25 protein-coding genes are annotated in these 25,145 nt (G+C 62.1%); 16 read left to right on the top strand and 9 right to left on the bottom strand.

The window, feature by feature from the left end:
- Window positions 1-22: 22 nt before the first annotated feature.
- Window positions 23-688: a FadR/GntR family transcriptional regulator gene (locus PV407_RS18045; RefSeq protein WP_332091337.1), complete on the bottom strand. Its 666-nt coding sequence runs from the start codon at window positions 686-688 to the stop codon at window positions 23-25.
- A gap of 155 nt (window positions 689-843) precedes the next feature.
- Between PV407_RS18045 and PV407_RS18050 the strand changes: the two genes are divergently transcribed.
- The 8 genes from PV407_RS18050 to PV407_RS18085 all read left to right on the top strand — a co-directional run bounded on the left by PV407_RS18050 (window position 844) and on the right by PV407_RS18085 (window position 11,472).
- On the top strand, window positions 844-2,301 hold the full coding sequence (locus PV407_RS18050; RefSeq protein ID WP_332091338.1) for an arylsulfatase: 1,458 nt from the start codon (window positions 844-846) through the stop codon (window positions 2,299-2,301).
- Between the two features lie 1,319 nt (window positions 2,302-3,620).
- A complete protein-coding gene (locus tag PV407_RS18055) occupies window positions 3,621-4,301 on the top strand; it encodes a FadR/GntR family transcriptional regulator (protein WP_332091339.1) in 681 nt (226 codons plus the stop codon).
- A gap of 101 nt (window positions 4,302-4,402) precedes the next feature.
- A complete protein-coding gene (locus tag PV407_RS18060; RefSeq protein WP_332091340.1) occupies window positions 4,403-5,608 on the top strand; it encodes a threonine synthase in 1,206 nt (401 codons plus the stop codon).
- Window positions 5,609-5,628: 20 nt separating this feature from the next.
- Window positions 5,629-6,642: a Gfo/Idh/MocA family protein gene (locus tag PV407_RS18065; RefSeq protein WP_332091341.1), complete on the top strand. Its 1,014-nt coding sequence runs from the start codon at window positions 5,629-5,631 to the stop codon at window positions 6,640-6,642.
- A complete protein-coding gene (locus PV407_RS18070; protein WP_332091342.1) occupies window positions 6,639-7,373 on the top strand; it encodes an MBL fold metallo-hydrolase in 735 nt (244 codons plus the stop codon). Before PV407_RS18065 ends, PV407_RS18070 begins: the two co-directional genes overlap by 4 nt.
- Before the next feature lie 54 nt (window positions 7,374-7,427).
- On the top strand, window positions 7,428-8,477 hold the full coding sequence (locus tag PV407_RS18075) for a succinylglutamate desuccinylase/aspartoacylase family protein (RefSeq protein WP_332091343.1): 1,050 nt from the start codon (window positions 7,428-7,430) through the stop codon (window positions 8,475-8,477).
- Between the two features lie 188 nt (window positions 8,478-8,665).
- A complete protein-coding gene (locus PV407_RS18080) occupies window positions 8,666-9,523 on the top strand; it encodes an SDR family NAD(P)-dependent oxidoreductase (RefSeq protein WP_332091344.1) in 858 nt (285 codons plus the stop codon).
- A gap of 329 nt (window positions 9,524-9,852) precedes the next feature.
- On the top strand, window positions 9,853-11,472 hold the full coding sequence (locus PV407_RS18085; RefSeq protein ID WP_332091345.1) for a putative polysaccharide biosynthesis protein: 1,620 nt from the start codon (window positions 9,853-9,855) through the stop codon (window positions 11,470-11,472).
- Between the two features lie 224 nt (window positions 11,473-11,696).
- Here the strand turns inward: PV407_RS18085 and PV407_RS18090 are convergent, their stop codons facing one another.
- Window positions 11,697-12,998, bottom strand: coding sequence for a DUF2515 family protein (locus PV407_RS18090; RefSeq protein WP_332091346.1), 1,302 nt, complete (start codon window positions 12,996-12,998; stop codon window positions 11,697-11,699).
- A gap of 151 nt (window positions 12,999-13,149) precedes the next feature.
- Here PV407_RS18090 and PV407_RS18095 point away from each other — a divergent pair, with 151 nt between their 5' ends.
- The 3 genes from PV407_RS18095 to clpP all read left to right on the top strand — a co-directional run bounded on the left by PV407_RS18095 (window position 13,150) and on the right by clpP (window position 14,736).
- A complete protein-coding gene (locus PV407_RS18095) occupies window positions 13,150-13,794 on the top strand; it encodes a winged helix-turn-helix domain-containing protein (RefSeq protein WP_332091347.1) in 645 nt (214 codons plus the stop codon).
- Between the two features lie 5 nt (window positions 13,795-13,799).
- Window positions 13,800-14,093 carry a hypothetical protein gene (locus PV407_RS18100; RefSeq protein WP_332091348.1) on the top strand — a complete coding sequence of 98 codons (294 nt, stop codon included), beginning with the start codon at window positions 13,800-13,802 and terminating at the stop codon, window positions 14,091-14,093.
- 64 nt (window positions 14,094-14,157) lie between these two features.
- Complete coding sequence (gene clpP, locus PV407_RS18105) at window positions 14,158-14,736, top strand: ATP-dependent Clp endopeptidase proteolytic subunit ClpP (RefSeq protein WP_332091349.1); 579 nt, start codon at window positions 14,158-14,160, stop codon at window positions 14,734-14,736.
- A gap of 29 nt (window positions 14,737-14,765) precedes the next feature.
- Here the strand turns inward: clpP and PV407_RS18110 are convergent, their stop codons facing one another.
- From PV407_RS18110 to PV407_RS18120, 3 genes are all read right to left on the bottom strand, one after another.
- Window positions 14,766-15,590, bottom strand: a complete 825-nt coding sequence (locus PV407_RS18110; protein ID WP_332091351.1) for a CPBP family intramembrane glutamic endopeptidase — start codon at window positions 15,588-15,590, stop codon at window positions 14,766-14,768.
- A 139-nt stretch (window positions 15,591-15,729) separates the two neighbouring features.
- Window positions 15,730-15,939 carry a hypothetical protein gene (locus PV407_RS18115; protein WP_332091352.1) on the bottom strand — a complete coding sequence of 70 codons (210 nt, stop codon included), beginning with the start codon at window positions 15,937-15,939 and terminating at the stop codon, window positions 15,730-15,732.
- Between the two features lie 13 nt (window positions 15,940-15,952).
- A complete protein-coding gene (locus PV407_RS18120; RefSeq protein ID WP_332091353.1) occupies window positions 15,953-16,792 on the bottom strand; it encodes an SPFH domain-containing protein in 840 nt (279 codons plus the stop codon).
- Window positions 16,793-17,647: 855 nt separating this feature from the next.
- On the opposite strand from PV407_RS18120, the gene PV407_RS18125 reads away from it, so the two are divergent.
- From PV407_RS18125 to PV407_RS18145, 5 genes are all read left to right on the top strand, one after another.
- Complete coding sequence (locus tag PV407_RS18125; protein ID WP_332091355.1) at window positions 17,648-17,989, top strand: thioredoxin family protein; 342 nt, start codon at window positions 17,648-17,650, stop codon at window positions 17,987-17,989.
- 644 nt (window positions 17,990-18,633) lie between these two features.
- The gene (locus PV407_RS18130) at window positions 18,634-19,593 is read left to right on the top strand and encodes a COX15/CtaA family protein (RefSeq protein WP_332091356.1); all 960 of its coding nucleotides are present in this window, start codon (window positions 18,634-18,636) and stop codon (window positions 19,591-19,593) included.
- Between the two features lie 81 nt (window positions 19,594-19,674).
- The gene (locus PV407_RS18135) at window positions 19,675-21,441 is read left to right on the top strand and encodes a UbiD family decarboxylase (protein ID WP_332091357.1); all 1,767 of its coding nucleotides are present in this window, start codon (window positions 19,675-19,677) and stop codon (window positions 21,439-21,441) included.
- Between the two features lie 28 nt (window positions 21,442-21,469).
- Window positions 21,470-22,174 (top strand): Cthe_2314 family HEPN domain-containing protein, encoded by a 705-nt coding sequence (locus PV407_RS18140; protein ID WP_332091358.1) that lies wholly within the window; start codon window positions 21,470-21,472, stop codon window positions 22,172-22,174.
- A 37-nt stretch (window positions 22,175-22,211) separates the two neighbouring features.
- A complete protein-coding gene (locus tag PV407_RS18145) occupies window positions 22,212-23,024 on the top strand; it encodes an SDR family oxidoreductase (RefSeq protein ID WP_332091359.1) in 813 nt (270 codons plus the stop codon).
- Between the two features lie 66 nt (window positions 23,025-23,090).
- On the opposite strand, the gene PV407_RS18150 is transcribed toward PV407_RS18145, so the two are convergent.
- The 4 genes from PV407_RS18150 to PV407_RS18165 are packed head-to-tail and all read right to left on the bottom strand — an operon-like array spanning window position 23,091 to window position 25,139.
- On the bottom strand, window positions 23,091-23,387 hold the full coding sequence (locus PV407_RS18150; RefSeq protein ID WP_332091360.1) for a spore coat protein: 297 nt from the start codon (window positions 23,385-23,387) through the stop codon (window positions 23,091-23,093).
- Window positions 23,384-23,593, bottom strand: coding sequence for a hypothetical protein (locus PV407_RS18155; protein WP_332091362.1), 210 nt, complete (start codon window positions 23,591-23,593; stop codon window positions 23,384-23,386). The genes PV407_RS18150 and PV407_RS18155 overlap by 4 nt, the downstream gene beginning before the upstream one ends.
- Window positions 23,594-23,619: 26 nt before the next feature.
- A complete protein-coding gene (locus PV407_RS18160) occupies window positions 23,620-24,756 on the bottom strand; it encodes a zinc-dependent alcohol dehydrogenase (RefSeq protein WP_332091363.1) in 1,137 nt (378 codons plus the stop codon).
- Complete coding sequence (locus PV407_RS18165) at window positions 24,753-25,139, bottom strand: spore coat protein (protein WP_332091364.1); 387 nt, start codon at window positions 25,137-25,139, stop codon at window positions 24,753-24,755. The genes PV407_RS18160 and PV407_RS18165 overlap by 4 nt, the downstream gene beginning before the upstream one ends.
- Window positions 25,140-25,145: the final 6 nt, after the last annotated feature.

The following is a 25,145-nucleotide window of genomic DNA, read 5'->3' on the forward strand; positions in this document are numbered from 1 at the left end:
TCGCCGCCGCCGCCGCGCCTGCTTACGCGCCTGCCGGCGCGCCGAACACGTGCTCGCGCAGCGCCCGCTTCGCCGCGTCGGCGTCCGCTTGGCGCAGCGCGCTCAAGTAGCGCTCGTGCTCGGCCGCGATGCGCGGCGTGTCGGCGGTCCGGCCGCTCCCTTCCGCCGCCTGGCGAACGAACAGCTCGGCCAGCCTCGACAGCGATTCGTTGCGCAGCGCCTCGACGATCGCCAGATGCAGCCGGACGTCCGCTTCGGCGGCTTCCTCCGGCGACGCGGCCCGCGCCGTCTCGGCCCAACGCGCGAGGTCGGCGAACGGCAGCTTGGCGCCCGTCCGGATCGCTTCGTCGACGGCGGCGGCTTCGAGCAGGTAGCGCACTTCGAGCATCTCGCGGCCGGTTTCGGCGGACAGGCGGGCGGCGAACGCTAGCTGCTCGAGCAGCGGGCTTATGCCGTTCGCGGCGATGAACGCCCCTTCGCCATGGCGAATTTCGAGGATGCCGGCGCTTTCGAGCGAACGAAGCGCCTCGCGCAGGATCGCCCGGCTCACCTGCATCACCTGCGACAGCTCCCGTTCGGCGGGAAGCTTGCTGCCCGCGGTCAAACGGTGTTCCGCGATGTACTGCTTCAAATTTTGCACAACCAGCTTGCTGAGCGTATATCGTTCCGCTTTCTCGATCGGTTTCATCGGTTCGTCATGCTCCTTGTTTCAATGGTCAGACCACAATACTGTCATCGTATAACGTTGCTTCGGCCGTGTCAACAAGCTGCGAACCGGTTGACAAATCCGGGCGCCGGGGGCAATATTTTCGTATCAAACCGTATGGGGAGGCAGATATCGCTTTGAAACCGAATCTTCTACTCATTACCGTCGACCAAATGCGTTGGGACTGTTTAAGCGCTATCGGCCATCCCGTCGTGGAGACGCCCAACCTGGATCAGCTCGTCGGCAGCGGGGTCGCGTTCACGAGCGCCTACTCGGCCACGCCGTCGTGCATACCGGCGAGAGCCGCGATCATTACCGGGATGAGCCAACGATCGCACGGACGCGTCGGGTACAAGGACAAAGTCCCGTGGAACTATGCGCATACGCTTCCCGGGGAGCTGGCGAATGCCGGCTACCATACGCAATGCGTCGGCAAAATGCACGTTTACCCGGCCCGCAATTTGTGCGGCTTCCACAATATCGTGCTTCATGACGGGTACCTGCATTACAACCGGAGCCGCCATACGGCGTACGGGGACCATTTCGACCAGGCGGACGATTACTTGCACTGGCTGCGGCAAACGGCCGGAAGCGAGCTCGACATCACCGATCTCGGTCTCGACTGCAACGCCTCCACTGTGGCGAGACCGTGGCATTTGCCCGAGCATTTGCATCCGACGAACTGGTGCGTCAGCCAGTCGATCGATTTTTTGCGCCGCCGCGATACCGGCAAGCCGTTCTTTTTGTGGACGTCGTTCGTTCGTCCGCATTCGCCGCTCGATCCGCCGCAAGCGTATTTCGACATGTACAAAGACGCGGACATGCCGGACTGTCCCGTCGGCGACTGGGTCGACGAAGAAGCGGCGCTGCGGGCGGCTCCCGCGCCGAACGCGATCGTCGGCAAGCTGCCGAAGCGCAGGCTGGACCGGGCCAAAGCGGCCTACTACGCGCTCATTACGCATATCGACGACCAGATCGGCCGGCTGCTGAACGCGCTGGGCGAGCACGGCGTGCTGAACGATACGGTCGTCTTGTTTACGTCCGATCACGGCGAACTGATGGGCGATCATCATTATTTCCGCAAAGCGCTTCCGTACGAAGGCAGCGCCAAGGTGCCGTTTCTCGTCTACGATCCGGGAAACCGGCTCGGGCTTGCGAAAGGCGGCCGGGTCGAAAGCGTCGTCGAGCTGCGCGACATTATGCCGACGCTGCTCGATGCGGCTGGCGTTCCGATCCCGGACACGGTCGAAGGCGCCAGCTTGCTGCCGCTTTGCAGAGGGGAGCGGACGCCGTGGCGCGGCTACATTCACGGGGAGCATTCGTTCGGCGCGCTGTCCAACCATTATGCGACCGACGGCCGGGAAAAATATATTTGGTTTTCGCAAACGGGCGAGGAGCAATTTTTCGATTTGGTCGCCGATCCGCAGGAGCTGCGCAACTTGGCCAACGAGAAGGAAGCGCGTGCGCGGGTGTCGTTATGGCGGAAGCGGGTCGCGGCCGAGCTGGAAGGGCGCGAGGAAGGATATGCGCAAAACGGCGAGCTCATAGCCGGTCGGCCGCCGCGAGCGTGTTTGGCCCATTTGGAGGCACAGTAACCGGCGGCGATTCGTCGGGCGGCGCCGGGACGGAAAGTCCCGGCTTGCCGCCTTTTGTGTTAGCTCGTTTCGGACTCCTTTTTGATGATCTCGTGATATTCAGATGACTGAAAATGTACGAGAAAGGATGCGGCAAGCAAGCGCCTTTCGTCTTTGCGTACGGCTTATCCGAATCCTGCCGGGCCGCCGGAATCGAACGAACGGGAAAACCTCCCGCTAACTCGCTCTCCTAGCGGCGTCGTTTCGAAATACCTGGAAAAGCTCCGGGTAAAATGGCGTAGTATCGGCGAAAAGGGCGGCATGGACGAATGTAGCGGGATGTTTTCCCGTTATTTTGCCCGAAAACGGGAAACGACGGAAAATAGCGGGAGCATTTCCATCTCGCTTCCCGCTTTGCTGCCGTTTCGGCGCACCAAAAGGATCGGTTTGCGCGGAATAAACCGTCCGTCCCGACCTGCAAAGCCGGAGCGGGTTTCCTGCTGCCGGCGGCGGGAAACGGCGATACCGGCCCGGTTGACCCGCGCCGGCGTCGTCGGGAGTTGGAGCGGGGGGCGAGCATGGCACGACGGCGGGACGGGCCCAAGTTTCAAGCGTCTAACGGACACGGCGGCCGCTAATGAGCCTCATTTCGACCTATTTACTTTCTAACGGACACAGGCGCGGCTATTTGGCGAAAAACCCCTCTTGGACGGCGGTTCGAAGCAAATAAGCGCAGGTGGTGTCCGTTACGATTGGAAAACGGCCGATTTTCGCGAAATAAGCGCCGTGGCGTCCGTTACGTTTCGGGAGCCGACTGTTTTCGCTCATCCCCGATATACGCCGATAGACGTGTTTCTTATGAGACGCAGCGCTTTGACAATGTTCGCAAACAATTCATTGACTTTCGACAGACGAACGGACTATAGTAATTCATGTGGAATCTATAATGGTCCAACCATATTCTATATTGATGCCCCGGGCTGTCATTATTCGCATACCGGCGTTTCGGCGGTTCATTCTATTTTTCGAATCGTGCGATAGGAACGAAGGCAGGAACCGAAGCGACGGCCGCGAACTAAGTAAGGAGACATGGATTTCTCGCTTTGCGTCTCGGCCGCCTTCTCCCGTTCCGTACCGGCGGAAGACGACCGGTTCGTACAATGAGCGGGCGGGGGACGATTCGGATGCCGCCGGAGCTCGTTCGGGCGTCGCGGGCTCATGAACGATGCGCGGAAGGTTGCGGTTCGTCTTTTTTTGGCGAGTATCGGGTTTTGCCCGTATCCGCATATCGTTCCGGGTTTCCGAAGCTGCCGAAGCTGCCGAAGAAAGGAGGAAGTCGCATGGACATTCCGGAAAAAGTCAACTTGTCGCAAATCGTCTGCGAGCGGATTAAAAGCTACATTTTGGAAAACGACCTGAAGGCGGGCGACAAGCTTCCTTCCGAAAAGCAGCTGATCGACTCGCTCGGCGTCAGCCGGACGGTCGTGCGCGAAGCGCTCAAGTCGCTCGAAACGGTCGGCTTCATCAAAATAAAAACGGGCGACGGCATTTACGTCCACGGGCTGTCGCTGAAGCCGGTGCTCGACCAGGTGTCGTTCCGCTGGATGCGCGACGAGCGGCGGATGAAGGAGCTGTGGGCGACGCGGCGCGTGCTCGAGCTCGGCGCCGTGGAGATGGCGATCGAGCGGTACGACCTGGAAGCGATCGGGGAGATGGAGCGGTGGAACCGGGAAATGGCCGCCGCGATCGAAAGCGGGAGGCTGCCGATCGACGAGGATTTGCAGTTTCACCGCGCGCTGTTCCGCGCTACCGGCAACAAAACGTTTTTCGAGCTGAGCGAGGTGCTGACCGATTTTTTCACCAGCGTCCGCGAACGTCATTTCGGCAACGTGGAAGAAACGAGGCAGTCCTGGATCGAGCACGGCAATTTGATCCGGTATATTCGGGACAAAAATACGGCGGAAGCGAAGCGCGAAATGGAGCGGCACTTGATGCCGCTCAAGCGGATCATGAAGGAGTAGCGCGCCCCGGCTTTGCGATATGACGCGGAAAACGCGGCGCGGCGCCGCTCTCCGACGTCAAGTGGTCATACCATAGTATATGATAGAATGGGGAGAGCGCGATGGAAGCGTATTGCTGGGATTGCGGCCGGCCGGCGGAGGACGATCGCGCGTACGCGTGTCCCGTTTGCGGCGGCGCGTTGATGCTTCGTTACGGAAACGATCGCGGACTCGCCGTCAAGGACGAGACGCAGCGCGGCCTGTGGAAATATCGCCGGCTGCTGCCCGACGTGCCCGAGACGCACCGGCTTTATTTGGGGGAAGGCGGGACGGCGCTTGTGCGAAGCCGGACGATCGCGAAGCGGTTGAACGTCGGCGAGCTGTATTTCAAGCTGGAGGGCGGCAATCCGACCGGCTCGTACAAAGACCGGATCGCCACGGTCGGCGTTTCGCGGGCGATAGCCGCCGGGCGGGCGGCCTGCGTCGGGACGACGTCCGGCAATGCGGGAGCCGCTTACGCCGCCTACGCGGCCGCGGCCGGCATCCCGTATCATCTGTTCGTCCTGGAGCATATGGCGGAAGCGAAGCTCGCCCAAGTGCTCCTTTACGGGGCGAACGTGCGAAAGGTGAAAGGGTTCGGCACGCACGCCGAAGTGGGCGACCTCGTGTTCGCGGGCGTTATGGAGGCGGTGCGACGGCACGGCTGGGAATCGACCGTTACCGCGTTCCGGTATAATCCGTACGCGATGGAAGGGGTCAAGACGATCTCGTTCGAGCTGGCCGAGCAGTTGCCTGAGCCGCCTACGGCCGTGTATGCGCCAGTCGGCGGCGCCGGCCTGTACGTCGGCATTTGGAAAGGGTTCGAGGAGCTGCGCTCGCTCGGAGCGATCGCGGCCAAGCCGCATCTCGTCGCCGTCCAATCGGCCGGCTGCTCGAATATTGCGCGCGCGTACGCGGCCGGCGGGCGCGTCCCCGCTCCGGGAGCGTCGACGTCGCGCATTTCCGGCCTGCAGGTGCCGAATCCGCCTGACGGCTCGCTCGCGCTCGACATTATGGCGCGCGGCGACGGCTCGGCCGTGGCGGTCGACGATGCCGACATTTGGGAGGCGCAGCGGCTCATGGCCGAGGAGGAGGGGCTGTTTTGCGAGCCTGCCGGTGCGGCGGCGCTTGCCGGGTTGCTCCGGACCGCGCGGGACCGAAAAAGCTTCGCGGAGGAGCGCGTCGTCTGCATCGTCAGCGGCGTCGGCTTCAAGGACGTCCGGCGGCTGCTCGAGATGGCGGCGGATCGGGAGGTGCCGCTGCTCGAGGCGGACCGGCTCGGACTTTAACGAACAAGGAGGAGATGGCTATGACGGCGATCCGATTGGCGATTGTCGGTTTGGGCCGATTCGCGGCCGTTCACGCCCGGGTTTTGGCAGAGCTTCCGGACGTTCGCGTCGTCGCGATATGCGACCGCAGCCCGGAGGCGATCGACGCCTTCGCGCCGCTGTTTCCGGACGCGAGCCGTTATACGGACCCGCTGCGGATGATCGATGCGGAGCGGCTGGATGCGATCGACGTGCTCACGCCGGAGCATTTGCACGCCGAACCGGTCAAGTACGCGCTGGAGGCCGGGCTGCACGCGTTCGTGGAGAAGCCGCTCGCCGCCGATCCGGCCGAAGCGGAGTTGCTCGTCCGCACGGCGGAGGCGCGCGGTCGGGTGCTGATGACCGGCCACGTGCTCCGCTTCGACGCCCGCTACGCCGAGGCGAAGACGCGCATTGCGCGGGGCGATGCCGGCACGATTCGTTCGATTTACGCGAAACGGAACAACGGCAAACGGTTTTTCCCGATTTACAACCGCATTTCTCCGGTATTCATTCTCGGCATTCACGACATCGACCTGATGCATTGGCTGCTTGAAGACGACGCGGTCGAAGTGACGGCGGCGCGTTCTTCCCCGGGGAGCGGGACGGAAGATTTGATTTGGGCGATGCTGAAGTTTTCCCGGGGGGCGATCGGCATTTTGGAAAACAATTGGCTGCTGCCGGACGGAGCGGCTTCGTTCGCGGACGTGCGGACGGAAATTACCGGCGACGCCGGAAGCTTGATCGTCCGCGATCCGGAGCGCGGCCTGGCATTCGTCGGCGGCGCTTCTACGGAATATGCGTCGCTGCTCGGCGGCGGCCAGGTGCACGGCAAGACGCGGGGGCCGCTGGCCGACGAGCTGGCGCATTTCGTCGAATGCGTCCGCGCCGGCCGCCCGTCCGACATTTTGCGTCCGATCGACGCCTGGAAAGCGGTGCGGGTCGCCGCGGCCGTGCGCGAATCGGCCGCACGGGGCGGCCCGGTCCGTCTGGAGCCGGCGGGCGGGGCGCCGTGAGGCTGACGGAGCGAGTATGCGTCATCGGCGGCGGCGGACTCGGCTACGGCTTGAGCAGCTATTACGATTGCAACGTATACGCGCTCGATGCCGGGTCGGAAATCGTCGTCGTCGACGCCGGCTCGGGCATCGAGCCGGAGCGGCTGTTCCGCCGCCTGGAGGAGGACGGCTTGCCGGAAAACAAGGTGAGCAAGCTGCTGCTCACCCACGCCCACGCCGATCACGCGGGAGGCGCGGCCGCGTGGAAGAGGCGGTACGGCGTCGAGGTCGCGGCTTCCGCGGCGACCGCCGATATGGTCGCCTCCGGGGACGAAATCCGGACGTCGCTCGCGGCCGCCCGCGCAAGCGGCACGTATCCGCCGTCGTACCGGCTCGTTCCGTGCCCGGTAGACCGGATCGCGCGCGCCGGCGAAACGGTCGCCGCCGGGGACTTGACGCTGCAGGTCGTCGCCGCGCCCGGCCACAGCTTCGACATGGTTTGCTACTATTGCCCGGAGCTGAAGGCGCTGTTCGCGGGCGACGCCGTCTTCGCCGAAGGCAAGCTGGCGGTACTCGGAACGCCCGACTTTTCCATGGGCGATTACCGGGCTACGATCGCGGCGCTCGCCGGGCTGGACGTCCGCGAGCTGTATCCCGGACACGGTCCGGCGCTCGCGGTTGGGGGGAACGAGGCGATCGCTGCGGCCGAGCGCCGTTTCCGGCGCGGGGAACCGCCGCTCAGCATCGTGTAGGGAGGATGCCGCGAGCGGCATCGATCCGATTATTTCGGAAGGGGATACGCCAAAATGGCAGTTCGTATGAGTATCGACCGTTTCGACGCCAAATCCGCGGCTCGCGGAACGAAGCAAAGCTTCGAGCTGACCGTCGATTACGGCTTTGACGGTTCGAATCGGGATGAGCCGGGGCCGGTCCTGCCGGCGCTGCTGATCGCCGGCGCCCATGAGGGGCGGACGCTGCTCGTGCTGGCCGGCGTTCACGGCGACGAATACGAAGGGATGGACGCGATATTGCGGCTTTATCGCGACATTCGCCCGGAGACGCTGGCCGGGACGCTCGTCATGGCGCCTGCGGCGAACCCGCTCGCTTGCCGCGGCGGCACGCGGCATTCGCCGGAGGACGGCCTCAATATGGCCCGCGTCTTTCCGGGCGAACGGCTCGGCCGGCCGACGGAGCGGCTCGCCTGGCAGCTGCATCATCGGTTTATCGCGCGCGCGGATTTTTTGCTCGACCTGCACAGCGGCGGCGCGAATTACGCCGTTTCGACGCTTGTCGGCTATTGCCACGACGACGGGACGGACGTCGGCCGGCGCAGCCGGGCGGCGGCCGAATCGTTCGGCGCGGAGCTGCTGTGGGCGCACGAATCGGTCGCCCCGGGGCGCACCGTTTCGTCGGCGACGGCGCTCGGCGTGCCGTGGCTGTACACCGAGGCGTACGGCGGCAGGCGGGTGCGGGGACAGGACGCCGAGCTGTTTTATAACGGCGCGCGCAATGTGATGCGCCATCTCGGCATGCTGCCGGATCGCGGGGAACCGGGATCCGCTCGGGAGCCGGCGCCGGCGCGCCGCATTTACGGCGACGGCAACTTCGACGGCTCGGAGACGGCGGGAGCAAGCGGCTTTTTCGTGCCGCAAACCGAGCTGGGAGCGGCGATTCGCGCCGGCGAGCCGGTCGGCGCGATATACGGCTTCGACGGCGAGGAACGGCAGCGCGTGCTGGCCTCCCGCGACGGCGTCGTCGTCATGCTGCCGGGCACGCCTGCGGTACGGGCGGGGGAGCCGCTGTTTTTGATCGCGCCGACCGAGCCGTGCGGCTCGCATTCCGATGACGGACTTTAGCGTTAGGCGGGGAGCCCGGCTTATAGACCGATCCGATTTCGGATTGAGTCCGGCGCTGCCGAGCCGCCGCAATCGGCATCGCAAGCGGCGTCATGCCGGAGCTGCCCGTCTTGTCGCGTACGGTTCGAGTTCCGAAAGCTGCAAGCAGTCCGTCTCTTGACGGAGCGAAATAAGGGAGGGAAACGGGCATGGACGTCATGCGCATGTTCCGATTGGACGGGAAAATTGCCGTTGTCACCGGCGGCTCCGGGTTGTACGGAGCCGCGATTTCCGAGGCGCTGTGCGAGGCGGGCGCGACCGTGCTGATCGCCTCGCGCGGCCTGGAGCGATGCGAGGCGAAAGCCGCCGAGCTCTCGGGCAAAGGCTATGCCGCGTACGGCATGCGGCTCGACCTGGCCGACGAACGCAGCATCGAATCGTTCGTCCGTCAGGTGCGGACCGAATATGGAGGCATCGATATTTTGATCAACAACTCCGTCTCCCGGACCGGGTTGGCCGATATCGAAGAGACGACGGCCGAAGGCTGGTCGGCCGCGCAGCAAGTAAACGGTCTCGGCCTGATGCTCATGTGCAGGTCGGTCGTGAAGGCGATGCGGGAAACCGGCGGCGGCCGCCCAAGCCGTATCGCGGACAAGGGCGGCGCGGGCACCGGTTCCGGCAGCCGGGGCAGCATCGTCAACATCGCCTCGATCCAGGGCGTGCTCGGCCCCCATTTTCCGGTTTACGGCGACACCGGGATGACGAGCGGCATCGAATATACGTATGCGAAATGGGGGATGGTCGGCATGACGAAGTGGCTTGCGGCCTATTACGGCAAACACGGCATTCGCGTCAACAGCATCAGCCCGGGAGGATACAATCCGGTCGGTACGCCGAACGAAATCCCCCACGAGTCGTTCGTCCGCAGCTATAACGAGCGCACTCCGCTCGGACGGATGGCCGACGAGGCGGATTTGAAGGGGGCGGTCGTCTATTTGGCTTCCGAAGCTTCGAAATACGTAACCGGCCACAATCTCGTCGTCGACGGAGGATGGAGCATTTGGTGACGGCCGTCGGGCCGGCCGCGAAATTTTGTAACACAAATGAAATATAGTTTTCATCTTCGCTTAATGAAGCGCGTCTATAATAAAAGTCGACCCCCTTTTTGAATATATATATTTGGAAAGACCCGCGGCCCGTTGCTTAGCGGGTCTCTTTTTTTTGCGATAGCGCAGTACGCGAACATGGGCCGAAGAATCGACGGACGGTTCCGAGTTTTGCGCCACAAAACAACAGTCTTCGAAGTCTCTTCAGCGAACACGTCGTCGATAGGCGATAACCGGCGAATCGTGTATAATGGAACAGTCATCCTTAACCCGGAAGAAGGTACAAGCACTTGTCGAAAGATTCTTTGGTCAAAGGCACGATCATCCTCGCGCTCGCGGCGCTGATCGCAAGGGTGCTCGGCGCGGCGCAGCGCATTCCGCTCGTCTATTTGCTGGACGACGCCGGGATGGCGACGTTTTCGAGCGCCTTCAACATTTATATGATGCTGCTCGTCTTCGCGACGGCGGGCATTCCGAGCGCGCTCAGCAAGCTCGTCTCCGAGCGAACGGCGCTCGGGCAGTACGCCGAGGCGAACCGCATTTACCGGGCCGCCGTCCTGTTCGCGCTCGGCGCCGGGGCGCTGATGACGATTTTGCTCCTCGCGTTCGCGCCCGCCTACGAAAGCGTCTCGAAGGTGCCGGGAACGGCGCTCTCGGTTCGCGCGCTCGCGCCGGCGCTCTTGCTGTTTCCGCTCATCGCCATTATGCGCGGCTATTTTCAGGGCCGACAGCGGATGGCCCCGAACGGCATTTCGCAAATCGTCGAGCAAATCGTGCGGATCGTCGTCGCGGTCGGCCTCGCATACGCGATGCTGCAGCTCGGGTGGGGGCACGACTGGGCGGTCGCCGGCGCTACGTTCGGCGGCGTGGCCGGCAGCGTCGGTGCGTTTCTCATCATGCTGTATTACGGGCTGAAGCTGCGCCGCGAAGATCGGCGAAACGGCGAAACCGGAAACCGGACCGCGTCCGGGCCGCTCGGCTACGGGGACATTTTCCGCAAGCTGTTCAAAGTGTCCGTACCGATCGTGCTGTTCTCGCTCGCGGTGCCGCTGATCAACGCGATCGACACGACGATTACGGTCGCGCTGCTGCAGCCGGACTTGTCCCACGAGGCGGCGGTCGACGCGCTCGGCGTGCTCGGCGGACGGGCGCAATCGCTGGCGGGCATTCCGATCATTTTGGCGATCGCGCTCAGCCAGTCCGCGGTTCCGGTCATCTCGTCCGCATTCGCGAAGAAAGATACCGCCACCGTCAACGCGCAGGCGTCGAAGGCGCTGTATATTTCCGTCATTACGGGGCTGCCGCTCGTGCTGGCGATTTGCGCCGCGGCGCGTCCGGTCAACATTTTCATGTTCGAAAACGACGACGGCACCGGCACGATCGCGCTGCTGACGGCGATCGCCATGTTCCAGATCGTCATGCAGACGTCGGGAGCGATCTTGATGGGCATCGGACAAATGCGTCCGCTCGTCACGCACGTCGTCATCGGCATCGTCGTCAAGGTGGCGTGCAGCTACTTGCTCGCGCCCGTGCTGGGCATTTACGGCATTATCGCGGCAACGGGCCTTTGCTTTATCGTCATGACCCAATTGAACCTGGTCGTCCTGCGCAAGCATGTCGATTACACGATACTCGGAAAAAAATGGATCGGTCTCGTCATCACGACGATCATCGTCTATGCCGCCGGCTTCGGGCTCGAGCAGCTGACCCATCGGTTCGTCCAGCCGTTCGGCTACCGGTTAAGCCATATGCTGGACGCGATCATCGTCGGGGGCGTCGTGCTCGCGCTCTATGCCGCGCTGCTTGCCGCGACGAAGGTCGTCACCGCCGAAGACGCCGCCCGTCTGCCGGCTCCCGTGCAAAAATGGATGCGCAAATTCGCGCGAAAATCCGGCGCCGCCGGCGGCTGACCGGGCTGCGGGCATAACGGTCGAGCGCCCGCGACTTTGCGAACGGGATTACGGCGTTTACGTATCCTTTACGCATTTGTAATCGAATTGAAACATTCGTTTCATCTTCCTTTAACGAAACGGGCCTATAATAAAAGTCGACCCCCTTTTTGAATATATACATTTCGCAAACCCGCGGCACGCAGCCATGCGGGTTTCTTTTTTTTCGCCCGCACCGCGGCCGTTCATTCGAACAGCATTTGTCCCGCCATGACGGCCAGCTCCAGCTTATTCAAAATAAACCGGTATTCGTTCGTCATCTCGAACGACGACGGCGGGCGCATCGTCGCGAAATATCGGAACGGATTCGTCCCTTCGACGTACCAGTCGAACGGTTCCGGCCGCTCGAACGGGACGTTCGGCCACGCCAGCTCGAGCTTCGGGCTGTACAGCGGAGCCGCACCCGGGAGCAGCTTGCCGCCGTCCAGCTTTTCCGCATAGCCCGCCTGCGCCGCCGACGGCGGGTCTTTTCGGATCGGAGCGAACAAATGCGGCCAATAGTCCGCGCGAGACCCGCTGTGCGGACGGGACGACGCGAAGGCGCGGACGCCGGCGCCGACGGCGGGGACGCCGAACAGGAGGGCGTACAGCTTTTTGCCGAACTCGATTCGTTCCCGCAAACGTTCGAATTGTTCGATCACGAGTCCCGCCAGCCGGCATTCGTCCTCTTGGCCGCCGGCATCGGGGCGTTCGGGCCCTTCCTTCCTGTAGTATGGAAAGACGACCGCGTTCAGCTGCAGCAGCGATTGCGCCGCGAAAGCCGGCGTATCGAGCACGGCCCGTTTGTACCGCTCGCTGCGGACGATTCGCCGCTCGATGTAATGCTGTTCGTTGACGATCAGTCCGACCGTAAGCAGCGCGGGCTGCCGCTCCAGCCAAAATTGCTCCCAAATCGGGCGCATAAACGCCGAAACGCCTAAGAAGGGCAGCAAATGAAACATCGCCCGTTTCCGTTCCTTCGACAGCTCGTACAGCCGCAACTGGGGGTAGGCGTCGTGGAAAATGAACGAGTTCGACCGTTCGAGAAATTCGAAAAACGAGCGGGCCCGGCTTGCGCTCATCAGCCGCGATACCAGCTCGCCCTTCAAATCGGTCATATTCCAGCCGCCGTTGCGGGAAACCATATGCGCGAGAAACGCCCAATGCAGCTCGGGCGACCGCTCGTATACCCGCAGGTAAGCCGCCGTGCGCGTCACGTTGTTCGCGTTGAGCCGCTTCGTTTCCTCGCGGATCGATTCGGCGAGCTCCCGCTCTTCCGGCGTCAGCCGCGGGTTGTTCGATCCGGCCCCGGCGTAACGGGCGGTCCGTTCCTTCAGCCGCTTCACTTCCTCCTTCGAGACGGTCAGCGCGACCGCATGTTGCGACAGCTGCTCCGACTGCCACCAGCCCGCCCATTTGCCGGTAATATACGAGACGATGTTCAGCGGCATCGTTTGCAGCCGCTGCCACAAGCCGCGAAACCGCCGGCGCTCCTCCGTCCGACTCATCCGTTTCCGCCTCCCGCCGCGGAGATTTATTCATTACAGTATATGGATACGGCCGTTTTTCCATGCGGCGGACGGAAACGCGTTTGACAAAACGTTTCTAACGTAATAAAATATTTTTACGTAACAAAATTGTTGTATATGGTGATGGCCAATGAAAGCTGAGCAACCGGCGGAGCGCATCGTCGTCCACGATCCGCAGCAGGCGGTCGCCCTGCTCAACCCGCTGCGCGCGCACATCCTCGCGCAAATGCACGAGCCGGTTTCCGCCGCGGAAATCGGCCGGCTCATCGGGGAAACGCCGCAAAAAATCAACTACCATTTGAAGGCGCTGGAAAAAGTCGGACTCGTGCGCAAAACCGGCTCCCGGCAAGTGCGCAATCTCGTCGAAGTGCTGTACCAGGCGATCGCCAAATCGTTCGTCCTGTCGGACGCGCTCGGCTTCGAGCCGGAAACGGCGCGGCGGATGAAGGAGGACGGGGCGCTGTCCCATCTCGTTCACACGTCCGACAAGCTGAAGCGCGACGCGCTTCGCCTGCTCGAACGGTCGGAGGCCGGGGAGAACGTGCACAGCGCGACGCTTTCCGCGTCGGTCCGCCTGGCGGACGAGGAGGCGAGGCAGTCGTTCGTGCAGGACTATTTGGAGGCGGTACGGCGGCTGACGGAGAAATACGGTGCCGCTTCCGGCGACGCGGACGCCGCCGAAGGCGGAAGCGGTCGAGGCGCGCGGGACGGCGATGCCGCATCTTATGAAGTAGTGGTGGCGGTATATCCGCACATTCGCGAAGGAGAGGACTGAAGCGTATGGAGAAGTCGAAATCCGGCGAGCAAGCCGTCGTCGTCTGGGAAAGCCGGCCGCTTCGGCAGGCCGCGGGGAACGGTGCGGCGCCCGACGCGCAGCCGGCGGGAAACGTCGTCGTCTTCAGACCGGCCGGCGGCGCGGCGGCGGAATCCGAGCCGACCGTCGTCACGCAGGCGATGCCGGGCCGCGGCGGCGGAGCGAAGCCTGCGGCGACGGTCACGTACGTCGGCTCGGGCTTCTGGGCCAAGGCGGGCGGAATCGTTTCCGGCGGCGGGGCTCCGCGTATGGCGGCATAAATTTTTAAATTTTGTTGGGCGGGAGCATGGCGGTTACGCCTAATTCGAACAGGGGGTGCGCGGCATGAGTCATTATGTGCCGATCGTAATCGAACAGAGCAGCCGGGGGGAACGGTCGTACGACATTTACTCCCGTCTGCTGAAAGACCGGATCATTTTCGTCGGAACCGAATTCAACGACCAGATGGCGAACGCGATCGTCGCCCAGCTGTTGTTTTTGGCGGCGGACGACCCGGAGAAGGATATCAGCCTGTACATCAATTCGCCCGGCGGATCGACGACGGCGTGCATGGCGATCTACGATACGATGCAGTTCATCAAGCCCGACGTCGCCACGATTTGCGTCGGCATGGCCGCTTCGGCGGGCTCGATCATTTTGGTGGGCGGGGCGAAAGGCAAACGGGCGGCGCTGCCCAATGCCGAGGTGATGATTCATCAGCCGTGGGGCGGAACGCAGGGGCAAGCGGCGGATATTAAAATCCGTACCGAGTGGATGCTGCGCACCCGCGCCGTCACGAATTCGATCTTGGCGGAGCGGACCGGGCAGCCGCTCGAAAAAATCGAGCGGGATACCGACCGCGACAAATTTTTCACCGCGGAAGAGGCGCTCGCCTACGGGCTGATCGATAAAATCATTCGATAACCGTACGCCGCTCGCCGGCTGTCCGGACGCTAGGCGGTTAGCGCAGGCAGTACGACATGCAGCAGCACGTCCGCGATCATATGGGCGAATATGGCGTATTCGAGCCCTTTTCGCCAATACAAGTAGCCGAAAAACACGCCGAGCAAGCCGTTGAGCGCGATCGCCCGCATGACGAGCAGCCCGTTCAGCTCGCCGAACAGCTGCAGCGTGGCCGGCAGATGGCCGAGACCGAACAAAACCGCTGCGAGCACGATCGCCGTCCCGTACACGGCAGGCGGAATCGGCCGCTGCCGGCGGCGGTGCGGGATCGACAGCAGCCAGACGACGAACGTCATCAGGCCGAGCCGGATCAGCACCTCCTCGACGATGCCGCCGTAAAACATCAGGAGCGCGGCCTTCCAGGCGTCGACGCGGGGAGCGGCGGCGATCCCGCCGAGCCGAGGCTGAAACACGGCGACTTCCAGCAGCACGACGATCGCGGTGCCGATCAAGCTGCCGATCGCGGCCGCGGCGAGCCAGCCTCCGGACAGCTTGGTCCGGCCGCCGCGGTACAGCCAGGCGGTCAAGGAAGGCGCGCCCAATCCGACTCGCGAGGCGAGCGTCAAGCCGATCCAGCTGGCAATCAAGCAAAAAACGGCCGTTTGGGCCGCCGTTGCGGCGATCAGCGCGGCAACGGGAACGCCGCTGGCGTTCGAAACGGATTGGAGCATCCCCGCCTGCAGCTGGTACGGCGTCATCGCGGCGACGGCCAGCACGCCGCACAGCGTGAACAGCCCGACGAGCCGGCCCTTTTTCGCGGCGCTCGGCGGGGGGATCGCCGCGTCCGGCGCGTTTGTTCGTTCAAAGTTGGACATTTGCATTCTCCCTTCGTCTTTCGTTGCACGCACGTGAGTTCGTGCGCGGTCCGTCCGCCCGGTCGGCCGGGCCGAAACAGCCGGCCGTTCAAAACGAAGCGCAGCCCATTCGGGTTGCGCTCGTTTGCGTTAAGCGGGTTCATTCTTCCGGCGGGGCTGACGGAGAGGCCGGGGGAGGCGCGGCCTGCTGCGGCCGGCCGCCGGCCATCCGTCCCGCCCGATACGCGGCATCCCGCAGCAAATATTCCAGGTGCGCATTGACGCTGCGGAATTCGTCCGCCGCCCATCGCTCCAATATTTCGTACAGCTTCGGATCGATGCGCAGCGGGAAGCTTTTTTTCCCGGACATGGCGCCCTGAAAGTCAGTACAGCGAGCCCGTGTTGACGACCGGCTGCGCGGACCGGTCGGACACGATGGACACCATCAAATTGTTGACCATGGCGGCTTTGCGCTCCGGGTCGAGCAGCAAGCCGTCCCTTTCCAATTGGGAGATGGCGGCTTGCACCATGCCGATCGCCCCTTCGACGATTTTTTCCCTTGCGGAGATGATGGCCGCGGCTTGCTGGCGCTGAAGCATCGCGCTGGCGATTTCCGTCGAATAGGCGAGATGCGTCAGCCGCGCTTCGATCACTTCGACTCCGGCGACGGACAATCGGCTTTGCAGCTCTTTGGCCAGCTCGGCCGCGATTTCTTCCGTATTTCCGCGAAGCGAATAGCCGACGGCGTCCAGGCTGTCGTACGGGTATTTGCTGGCGACGTGACGGAGCGCGGTCTCGCTTTGAATTTCCACGAACTGCTCGTAGTTTTCCACGTCGAACAGCGCTTTCGCCGTATCGACGACGCGGAAGACGACGACCGCGGCGATTTCGATCGGATTGCCGTCGATGTCGTTCACTTTCAGCTTCGCGCTGTTGAAGTTGCGGACGCGCAGCGACACTTTGCGGCGGCTGCTGAGCGGAGTGACGAGCCAAAATCCGCCTTCGCGCACCGTTCCCAAATATTTGCCGAAAAACGTCACGACGTTCGACTGATTCGGTTGGATGACGGTAATCGAGCTGAGCAGCAAAACGGCTGCGACCACAAGCGGCACTCCGATCGCGGGACGGTCGTTCGCAAAGGCGTAGACGGCCAGCGCGATCAAGCCCAGCAGCAGCACCAAGCCGACAAATCCGTTCAAGCGCCAAGTTTTCGTTTCTTTCATGTGCAGTTCTCCTTTGCCGTGATCTGTGTTGATGTTGTTTTGATATTTATATGATATCACTTTTTCTATTTAATGTAAAATCCATTTTTTTGGATCGCATGCCGGGCGGGGAAGATCGCGGAGTTCAGGGAGAAAGCCTGCTGCGTGCAGTCGGAAAGCGGGATCGAGGCCTGCCGATGGAGTACGCCCGTGTTTCAGCGGCAGCCTGTTTTCGGCTCGGTGGGCGGTGGGGCCGCGGTTCGCTGTAACGTCTGAAAAGGCTCGGCATGACGGGAAAACCTCCAGCTAATTTTGCCGGTTCCCCTCACGCAGGTACATGTAGCGGGAAAACCTCCCGGTACCTTGGGCCAACCCCGCTTAAGGCCGAAAGTAAGCGGATTTATCGGGAGCTTATCGGAGCTTATCCCGTTATTGCGAACCGATGCTTTTTCGGGCACGAACCAACAGGAGGAATTCCGGTTACTTTCGAACTGGGCGGTAGGAAGGGAAAAGCCGGACGTGTTATCGAAGGCATGGGGTTGACCGGCGGCTTGCGCGATGCCAAAACCGCACGTTGGGGGCTGCACGCGGTCCGGCAAACAAGCTCCCGGTCGGTACCGATGCGGTTCCCCGGCTTGCCTCCTGCCGCGCTCCCGCCGCGCTCCCGGCTTGCCTCCTGCCGCGCTCCCGCCGTGCTCCCGGCTTGCCTCCTGCCGCGCTCCCGCCGCGCTTCCGCCGCGCTCCCGCCGCGCTCCCGCCCGCTCCCGCCGCCCTCGCTGCGCCCCGCGCTGAGCGCATTGACAAGTCGGCCGCAGCGTGCTATAACAAGCTTTAATACAAAGCCCCGGCAACGAGGTTCGAAGGAGGTGTCCGCGCATGGAACAGATCCGTACGGAACAATCGTTCCAAGAAGCGATAAACAGCGACAAGCCGACCGTCGCCGTTTTCAAGACGACATGGTGCAAAGACTGCCATTATATCGAGCCGTTTATGCCGGATGTGGAGAAGGCGTACGCCGACCGGCTGACGTTCGTCCAGATCGACCGCGACGAGCTGCCGGATTTGTGCGAAACGTACAATATTCTCGGCATTCCGAGCTTCCTCGGCTTCCGCAAAGGCGAAGAGATCGGCCGCTTCGTCAGCAAGCTGCGCAAGACGCGCGAAGAAATCGAGCAATTTCTCGACGGGGTCGTGCAGGCCGCCGGCGCGAAGGCGTAACGACTTGAAGCAGGGCGGCGCCTCTCCGGACGGACGAGCCGCCATAAATCCTTATCCGTTTCGTGCGGATAAGGATTTTTTTATCGAAAAAGATAGTTTACCCTTCGCTTAAGCGTCGGAACGAATCGTAGTATGCTTATCGGCGGAAAAAACGTCCGTTTTTCAGGCTAACGAATCCGGACATCGCTATTAAGCCGAAAATGGCAGGAAACGATCCGATTTCCCGGCAATAGCGATACTGGAGTTCGTAAACCCATTCACTCTCCCGGATTCGGCTCCGATAACGATGACTCGGTTCGCTAGCCTTATGTCCGAAAACCGGAAGAACCGAATGAAAGTCGGAATCAGCGAGCTCGGGAGTTCGGAGAGAATGGGCACTGGCGCGGAACGATCACGGCCGAGTCTCGAACGTCCGCTATGTTTCCAACATAGCCGTTTTGAACTTAAATAAGAGTCGCAAAAGACCGCTAATTGCCGACGAACTTGTATACCCGCCCCCTCGTCCGAATTGTCATCGTTTCGCCACGCGATTCGGCCCACGTTCACATTTCCGAAATGGATTTGCATGTCGATAACCGCTATAATTGGTTTGACGCATTTATCGACTTTTTCGAGGGCGCGATTGAACATAAAGAAGGTGCATCATGATGGGAAAACGGATGTATGGACTGGCGCTTGCTTCCGCGATCGGCATGGGGCTCGTCCTGTTTATGGGGGCGCTCGTGACCAAGACGGGCTCGGGCGACGGCTGCGGGACGGACTGGCCGCTATGCAACGGCAAATTCGTTCCGGCCTATACGATCGAATCGATGATCGAATACAGCCACCGTTTCGTCACCGGCGTCGTCGGCCTGTTCGTGCTCGGCGCCGCGGTCGGTGCCTACATGCTGCTCCGCCACAGCAAGGAAGCGCTGCTGTTCGCTTACGGCACGCTGTTTTTCACGGTGCTTCAGGCGATTTTGGGGGCGCTCGCCGTCGTATTTCCGCAGTCGGACGCCGTCATGGCGCTTCATTTCGGTTTTTCGCTGATCGCTTTTTCGAGCGCGCTTTTGCTCAGCATCGGGCTGAAGACGGGAGCTTACGTTCCCCGTTCGGCGAAAACGAACGGGCGTAACGGCGGCGCGATCCATTCCGCCGTCCCGAAGCCGGCAATCGCTCCCTCCATGCGCAAATGGATTTGGGGAGCGACCGTATACAGCTATATCGTGGTCTATGTCGGCGCCTTCGTCCGCCATACGGAATCGTCCGGCGGCTGCCTCGGCTGGCCGCTCTGCAACGGGGAAGTCGTGCCCGGGCTTCACGGGGCGACCGGTATCGCCTTCGCCCACCGGGTGGCGGCGGCGCTGCTGCTGGTCGTCATCGCCGTCATCGCCCATAAGGCGACGCGGCCGTCCAATTCGTCGGTCCAGCTTCGTCTCGCGTCGCTATGGGCGCTGCTGCTCACCGTGCTGCAGGTGTTCAGCGGAGCGACCGTCGTCTGGACGCTCGCCACGGACTGGTACTTGTTGACCGCGCTCATCCACGTCGTGCTCGTATCCGGGATGTTCGGCGTGCTCTGCTACATGAGCGTGCTGGCTTGGCGGTCCGCCAGAGCGTCGGCCTGACCGAAAGCCACGCCCGCCGCCGCGAAGACGGGGGAGCCGGAATCGAAGTTTGGAGGACAGGCCGTTAAAAGGGGAGAGAACATGAATTTTCCGAACTTGCGCACGTTTATCGATACGCTTCGCGCGGAGCGGGATGTCGCGATCATATCCGCTCCGGTCGACCCGTATTTGGAAATCGCCGAAATTCACCGGCGCGTCATCGAAGAGGGCGGGCCGGCTTTGCTGTTTACGAACGTAAAGGGCAGCCCGTTTCCGGTGGCGACGAATTTGTTCGGCACGAGCCGGCGCGTCGATCTCGCCTTCGGCCCGAAGCCGGAAGCGATCATGAACCGGCTTATGGCGGCCAAGGACACGCTCATCCCGCCGACGCCGAAGGCGCTCTGGAACGAAAAAGATTTGCTGTTCGACCTGCTCAAGGTCGGCCTGAAAACGGTGTCGCACGCGCAGGCGCCCGTGCTGGAGGTGTGCGACCGCACCGATCCGCTGTCGAAGCTGCCGGCTTTGACGAGCTGGCAGGAGGACGGAGGACCGTTCGTCACGCTGCCGCTCGTCTATACGGAGCATGTCGACGGCCGCGATCACAATTTGGGCATGTACCGGATGCAAATATTCGACGGCAGCACGACCGGCATGCATTGGCAAATTCAGAAGGGCGGCGGCTTCCATTACCACGAAGCTGAGAAGCGGGGCCGCCCGCTGCCGGTGACCGTCTTTCTCGGCGGCCCGCCCGCGCTCATCGCTTCGGCGATCGCCCCGGCGCCGGAGCATTTGCCGGAGCTGCTGCTGACGTCGCTCATCCTCGGGCAAAAGCTGCCGATGGCGGACAATCCGCTCGGCGGGCATCGGCTCGTCGCCGAAGCCGAATTCGCCATCTGCGGCGAAGTGCCGCCGCATGTGCGCCGGCCGGAAGGGCCGTTCGGGGACCATTACGGCTATTACTCGCTGCAGCACGATTTTCCGGTTTTCCAGGTGAAGCATATGTTTCACCGCAAAGACGCGATTTACCCGGCCACGATCGTCGGGAAGCCGCGCCAGGAAGATTACTATTTGGGCGAGTTTTTGCAGCGGCTCCTTTCGCCCGCGTTTCCGCTCGTCATGCCGGCCGTCAAAGAGCTGTGGACATACGCCGAAACCGGCTTTCATCCGCTGGCGGCGGCCGTCGTCCGCGAAAGCTATTCGCGCGAGGCGCTCGGCTCGGCGTTCCGCATTCTCGGCGAAGGCCAGCTGTCGCTGACGAAGTTTTTGATCTTGACCGACCGTTCCGTCGATCTGGCCGATTTCCGCGCGCTGCTGACGACCGTGCTGGAGCGGTTCGATCCGCGGACCGACCTGTTCATCTTCAACCATACGTCGCACGATACGCTCGACTATACCGGGCTTAAGCTGAACCACGGCAGCAAAGCCGTGCTGCTCGGCGTCGGCGATCCGGTCCGCGAGCTGCCGCATGCATACGCGGAAGGCCAGCTGGACGGCATTACGGACGCCGTGCCGTACTGCGCGGGTTGTTTGGTCGTCTCCGGCGCATCCTATGAGGAAGACCCGGAGCTGGCGAAGCGGATCGTCAGCCTTCATGCCGAACGGCTGAAGCGCTGGCCGCTCGTCGTGCTCGCCGACGATACGTCCATTACAAGCGGACAAACGCCGTTTCTGTGGACGGTTTTCACGCGGTTCAATCCGGCGACCGACATTTATGCGGAAAGCCGGGTGCAGCATCATCATCTCGGCTACGAGCTGCCGATCGTCATCGATGCGCGCATGAAACCGGGCTATCCGGACGAGCTTATTCCGCGGGACGACATCGTGAAGCTCGTATCCGACCGGTGGAGCGAATATTTTGCGACCGTATAACTATTTTCGGGATAGAAGGCGGTGAACCATGTTCAGAAGTTGGTTCGGCGAACCGGAGCGGATCGATTCCGGCACGCTGCGGCAAGCGTTCAGCGCCATAAGCGACTATCGCGCGCTGCTGGCGGGTCTGATCGAGAAACAGACGCCGCAATGCGAAACCTACACCCGGTACGAGCTTTGGTCGCGCGGCCTCGGAAACGCGCTGGACGAGCTCGAGGAGAGCGTTTACTGCGCCGGCCGGTTCGGCGCGCTCGTCACGCACCGTCAGGAAGAGAGGATGGACGGCGAGGAGCTGGCGAATTACCGGCGTCACGTCTATTTTGCGAAAAACGGCTTCATTCGGCTGTTCTCGATTCTCGACAAGCTCGGCTATTTGATGAACGACTTGCTGCGGCTCCGCACGGAGCGGGTGAAGCGGAAGTTTTCGTACTTCACGGTGCTGCGGCAAATGCAGCATCTGCACGCCGATCCGGCGCTTGCCGGTCCGCTTCTGGACATCAAGGAGCGGTACCGCGAGCCGCTATCCCGGCTTCGCCATAAACGCAATATGGACATTCATCTCGTCAACGCCGAAATGCTGGACGACCTGCTCCATATCGACGCATGCCGCACGGACCGGACGTACATCGAAGATTTGGACGCGAGCATGGACGATTTGCGGCTGGGTCTTGCGATGGCGTGCGAAACGATCGCGACGTTTTTCGCGTACGCGCACAAGAAAAAACGAGTTTAGCCCGGCGGCCAAACGAGAGGAAGAAGGAGGCGCTCCGATGCTTCACGGCAAAATCGCGCTTGTCACGGGAAGCGCGAAAGGGCTCGGCAAACGGACGGCGCTCGCGCTGGCCGAGCTCGGCTGCGCTGTGGCGGTCAACTACGTAAACAGCGAGCGGGAGGCGCACGCTCTTGCGGAGGCGCTGCAGGCGAAAGGCGTCCGGGCGATGGCGGTCCGGGCCGATATCGCCGACCGCGGCGATATCGAGCGGATGATCGAAACGATCGGCAGCGCGTGGGGCGCCGTCGATATTCTCGTCAACAACGCCGGACCGTTCGTGCGGGAGCGGCGGACGTTCGACGAATACGAGCCGGACGAAATCGACTATTTGATGCGCGGCAACCTGCTGGGCGTCATGCAGCTCGACCGTCTCGTCCTGCCCGGCATGCGCCGGAACAAATGGGGGCGCATTATCCATTTCGGCTTCGGCCGGGCGGCGGAAGCGAGAGGCTGGCCGCACCGGGCCGTCTATGCGGCGGCCAAGGTCGGTCTCGTTTCGCTGACGAAGACGCTCGCGGAAGAGCAGGCCGCTTTCGGTGTAACCGTTAACATGGTATGCCCGGGCGACATTCGCGGCGTCAACAAGGAGAAATCGATCGCCGAGGTCGCTCACCTGGACGACGACGAATTTCCCGGCGTCCGACAAGGAAGCGGGGAAGACGTCGCGCGCGTCATCGCCTTTCTGTGCCTGCCGCAGTCCGACTTTTTGACCGGCAACGTCATGGACATATCGGGCGGCTTCGATCCGATCCGCAGCTTGTCCGGGCTGCGGAGGCGGGACGATCATGTCCGAAGCGGCGAGAAGACATGAACATGCTCGAAAAAAGCCTCCGGCTTCGCCCGCATACGCGCGGCGGCCCGGAGGCTTTTACTGATTTCAGCCCGGCAGTGTCAGCGCCGTCTCGATGTTTTGCACGTCCATCCGGAACTGCTCCACCGCATTCCACGGCTTGTACCATCCCCGTTCGATCATATACGCGGCGATTTGCTCGTACGTATCGATCGCCTCGTCGAGCTGCTTCGTCAGCGTCGCCTTGATCTCCGGCGTTATCGCTTCGGTCGCGGCCATCGCGTAGTTGCGCACGCCGGTTTTGGCGGCGATCAGGAAGTCCATCGCGATGACCTGATCGGTCAGCTTGTTCATGCCCGTCAAATATTCGACGATCGTATTCATCCGTTTTGCTCCTGTCCGACGGCTTTGCTTAGAATTGTGCCCAGCTCCCGCAGCTGCCGGGTCGACACATCGACGTCGCGCTGCAATATATGTTTCAGAGCCGGGTCCGAAACGAGCGCCTGCATCGTTTTCGATTTCGTCATGCATACCGTCTTGAAGGCGGCTAGTTCATGAACCTCCAGCGCTTCGTGCCACGCGTATTCCATACGGCGCATCCTCCTGTCGTCAAACGTTACGGTTTCAGCACGACTTTAATGCAATTGTCCTGCCTCGTATCGAAAATCTCGTAGCCGCGTTTCGCTTCGGTCAAAGGAAGGACGTGCGTCACCACGTCGCCCGGATCGACCTTGCCCGTGGCGATCAGCTCGTACATATGGGGCATATAGTGGATGACGGGCGCCTGCCCTGTCTTCACCGTAATGTTGCGCATAAACAAATCGCCAAGCGGGAACGCGTTGTAACGGCCGCCGTAAACGCCGGTAATTTGGATCGTGCCGCCTTTGCGAACGCACTGCGAGGCGATGACGATGCCGCCCATCGCGCCGCCGTGCAGCTTCAGGCCGGACGCCAGCGTCTCCATCGGAGTCATTTTGCCGCTCATCCCCGAGCAGTCGATGACGACATCCGCGCCGCCCTTCGTCAGCTCTTTCATATACGCGCCCGCGTTTTCGTGCTCTTCGACGTTGACCGTTTCCACGTTGTTCGTCCGTTTCGCGTGGTCCAGCCGATAACTCAAACAATCGGCGGCAATGACCCGCTTCGCGCCCTTCAGCCAGCAAAACTTTTGCGTCAGCAGCCCGACCGGACCGCAGCCGATCACGATGACCGTGTCCCCGTCCTTGACCGCGGCGTTGTCGACGCTCCAGAACGCGGTCGGCATCGCGTCGGAGATCAGGCACAGCTTTTCGTCGGGCAGCTCGCAGCTTTCCGGAATTTTGAAATGGGTGAAGTTCGCGAACGGCACGCGCAAAAATTCCGCCTGCCCGCCGGGATAGCCGCCGGCCGTGCCCGAATAGCCGAAGTAAGCGCCAATTTCGCCGTTTTCGTTCGCATTGTCGCATTGGCTTTCGAGGCGGCTCCGGCAATACCGGCACTCGCCGCAGCCGATCGTGAACGGAATGACGACGCGATCGCCTTTTTTCAGCTTGGCGACGCCCGGGCCGACCTCCTCGACGACGCCCATCGGCTCGTGGCCGATCACATAGTCCTCCTGCAAGTTCGGAATCATGCCGTGAAGCAAGTGGAGGTCGGAGCCGCATATGGCGGTCGTCGTCAGCCGCACGATCATGTCGTCCGGCTTTTCGATTTTCGGATCGGGCACTTCTTTGACGGCGACGTTTTTGACGCCTTGATACGTTACGGCTTTCATGCGTCATGTCCTCCGGTGCGCTCGTCCGGCGTCCGATCGAACATGCCTTTGCGCGACGTGTCTTCCGGGAACAGGTTCATTTGCGCGATTTGCGCCGTTTGCTCCGCCCCGAGCAGGTCAAGCTTGAACTGTTCGCGCAGCTCGTACGGATGAAACCATTTTTTGCGGATCATCAGCTCGGCGATCTCTTGATGGAGCGCGATCCCCTGATGAAGCTGGGCGCGGAGCAGCGCTCTGGCGTCCGGCGAAGCCGTTTCGGTCAAAGCGACGGCCGTGTTGCGGACGCCTTCCTTGGCGCGGACGAGAAAATCCATCGCCAGCGTCATGTCGGCCGTCTCCGGCATGTTCAATGCGCCGGAAGGGTCCAGTTCGTCCATTTTCATAATAGG

Origin of the sequence: Paenibacillus sp. GYB003 (assembly GCF_036577625.1) — a bacterium.
Classification (GTDB): domain Bacteria; phylum Bacillota; class Bacilli; order Paenibacillales; family NBRC-103111; genus Paenibacillus_AB.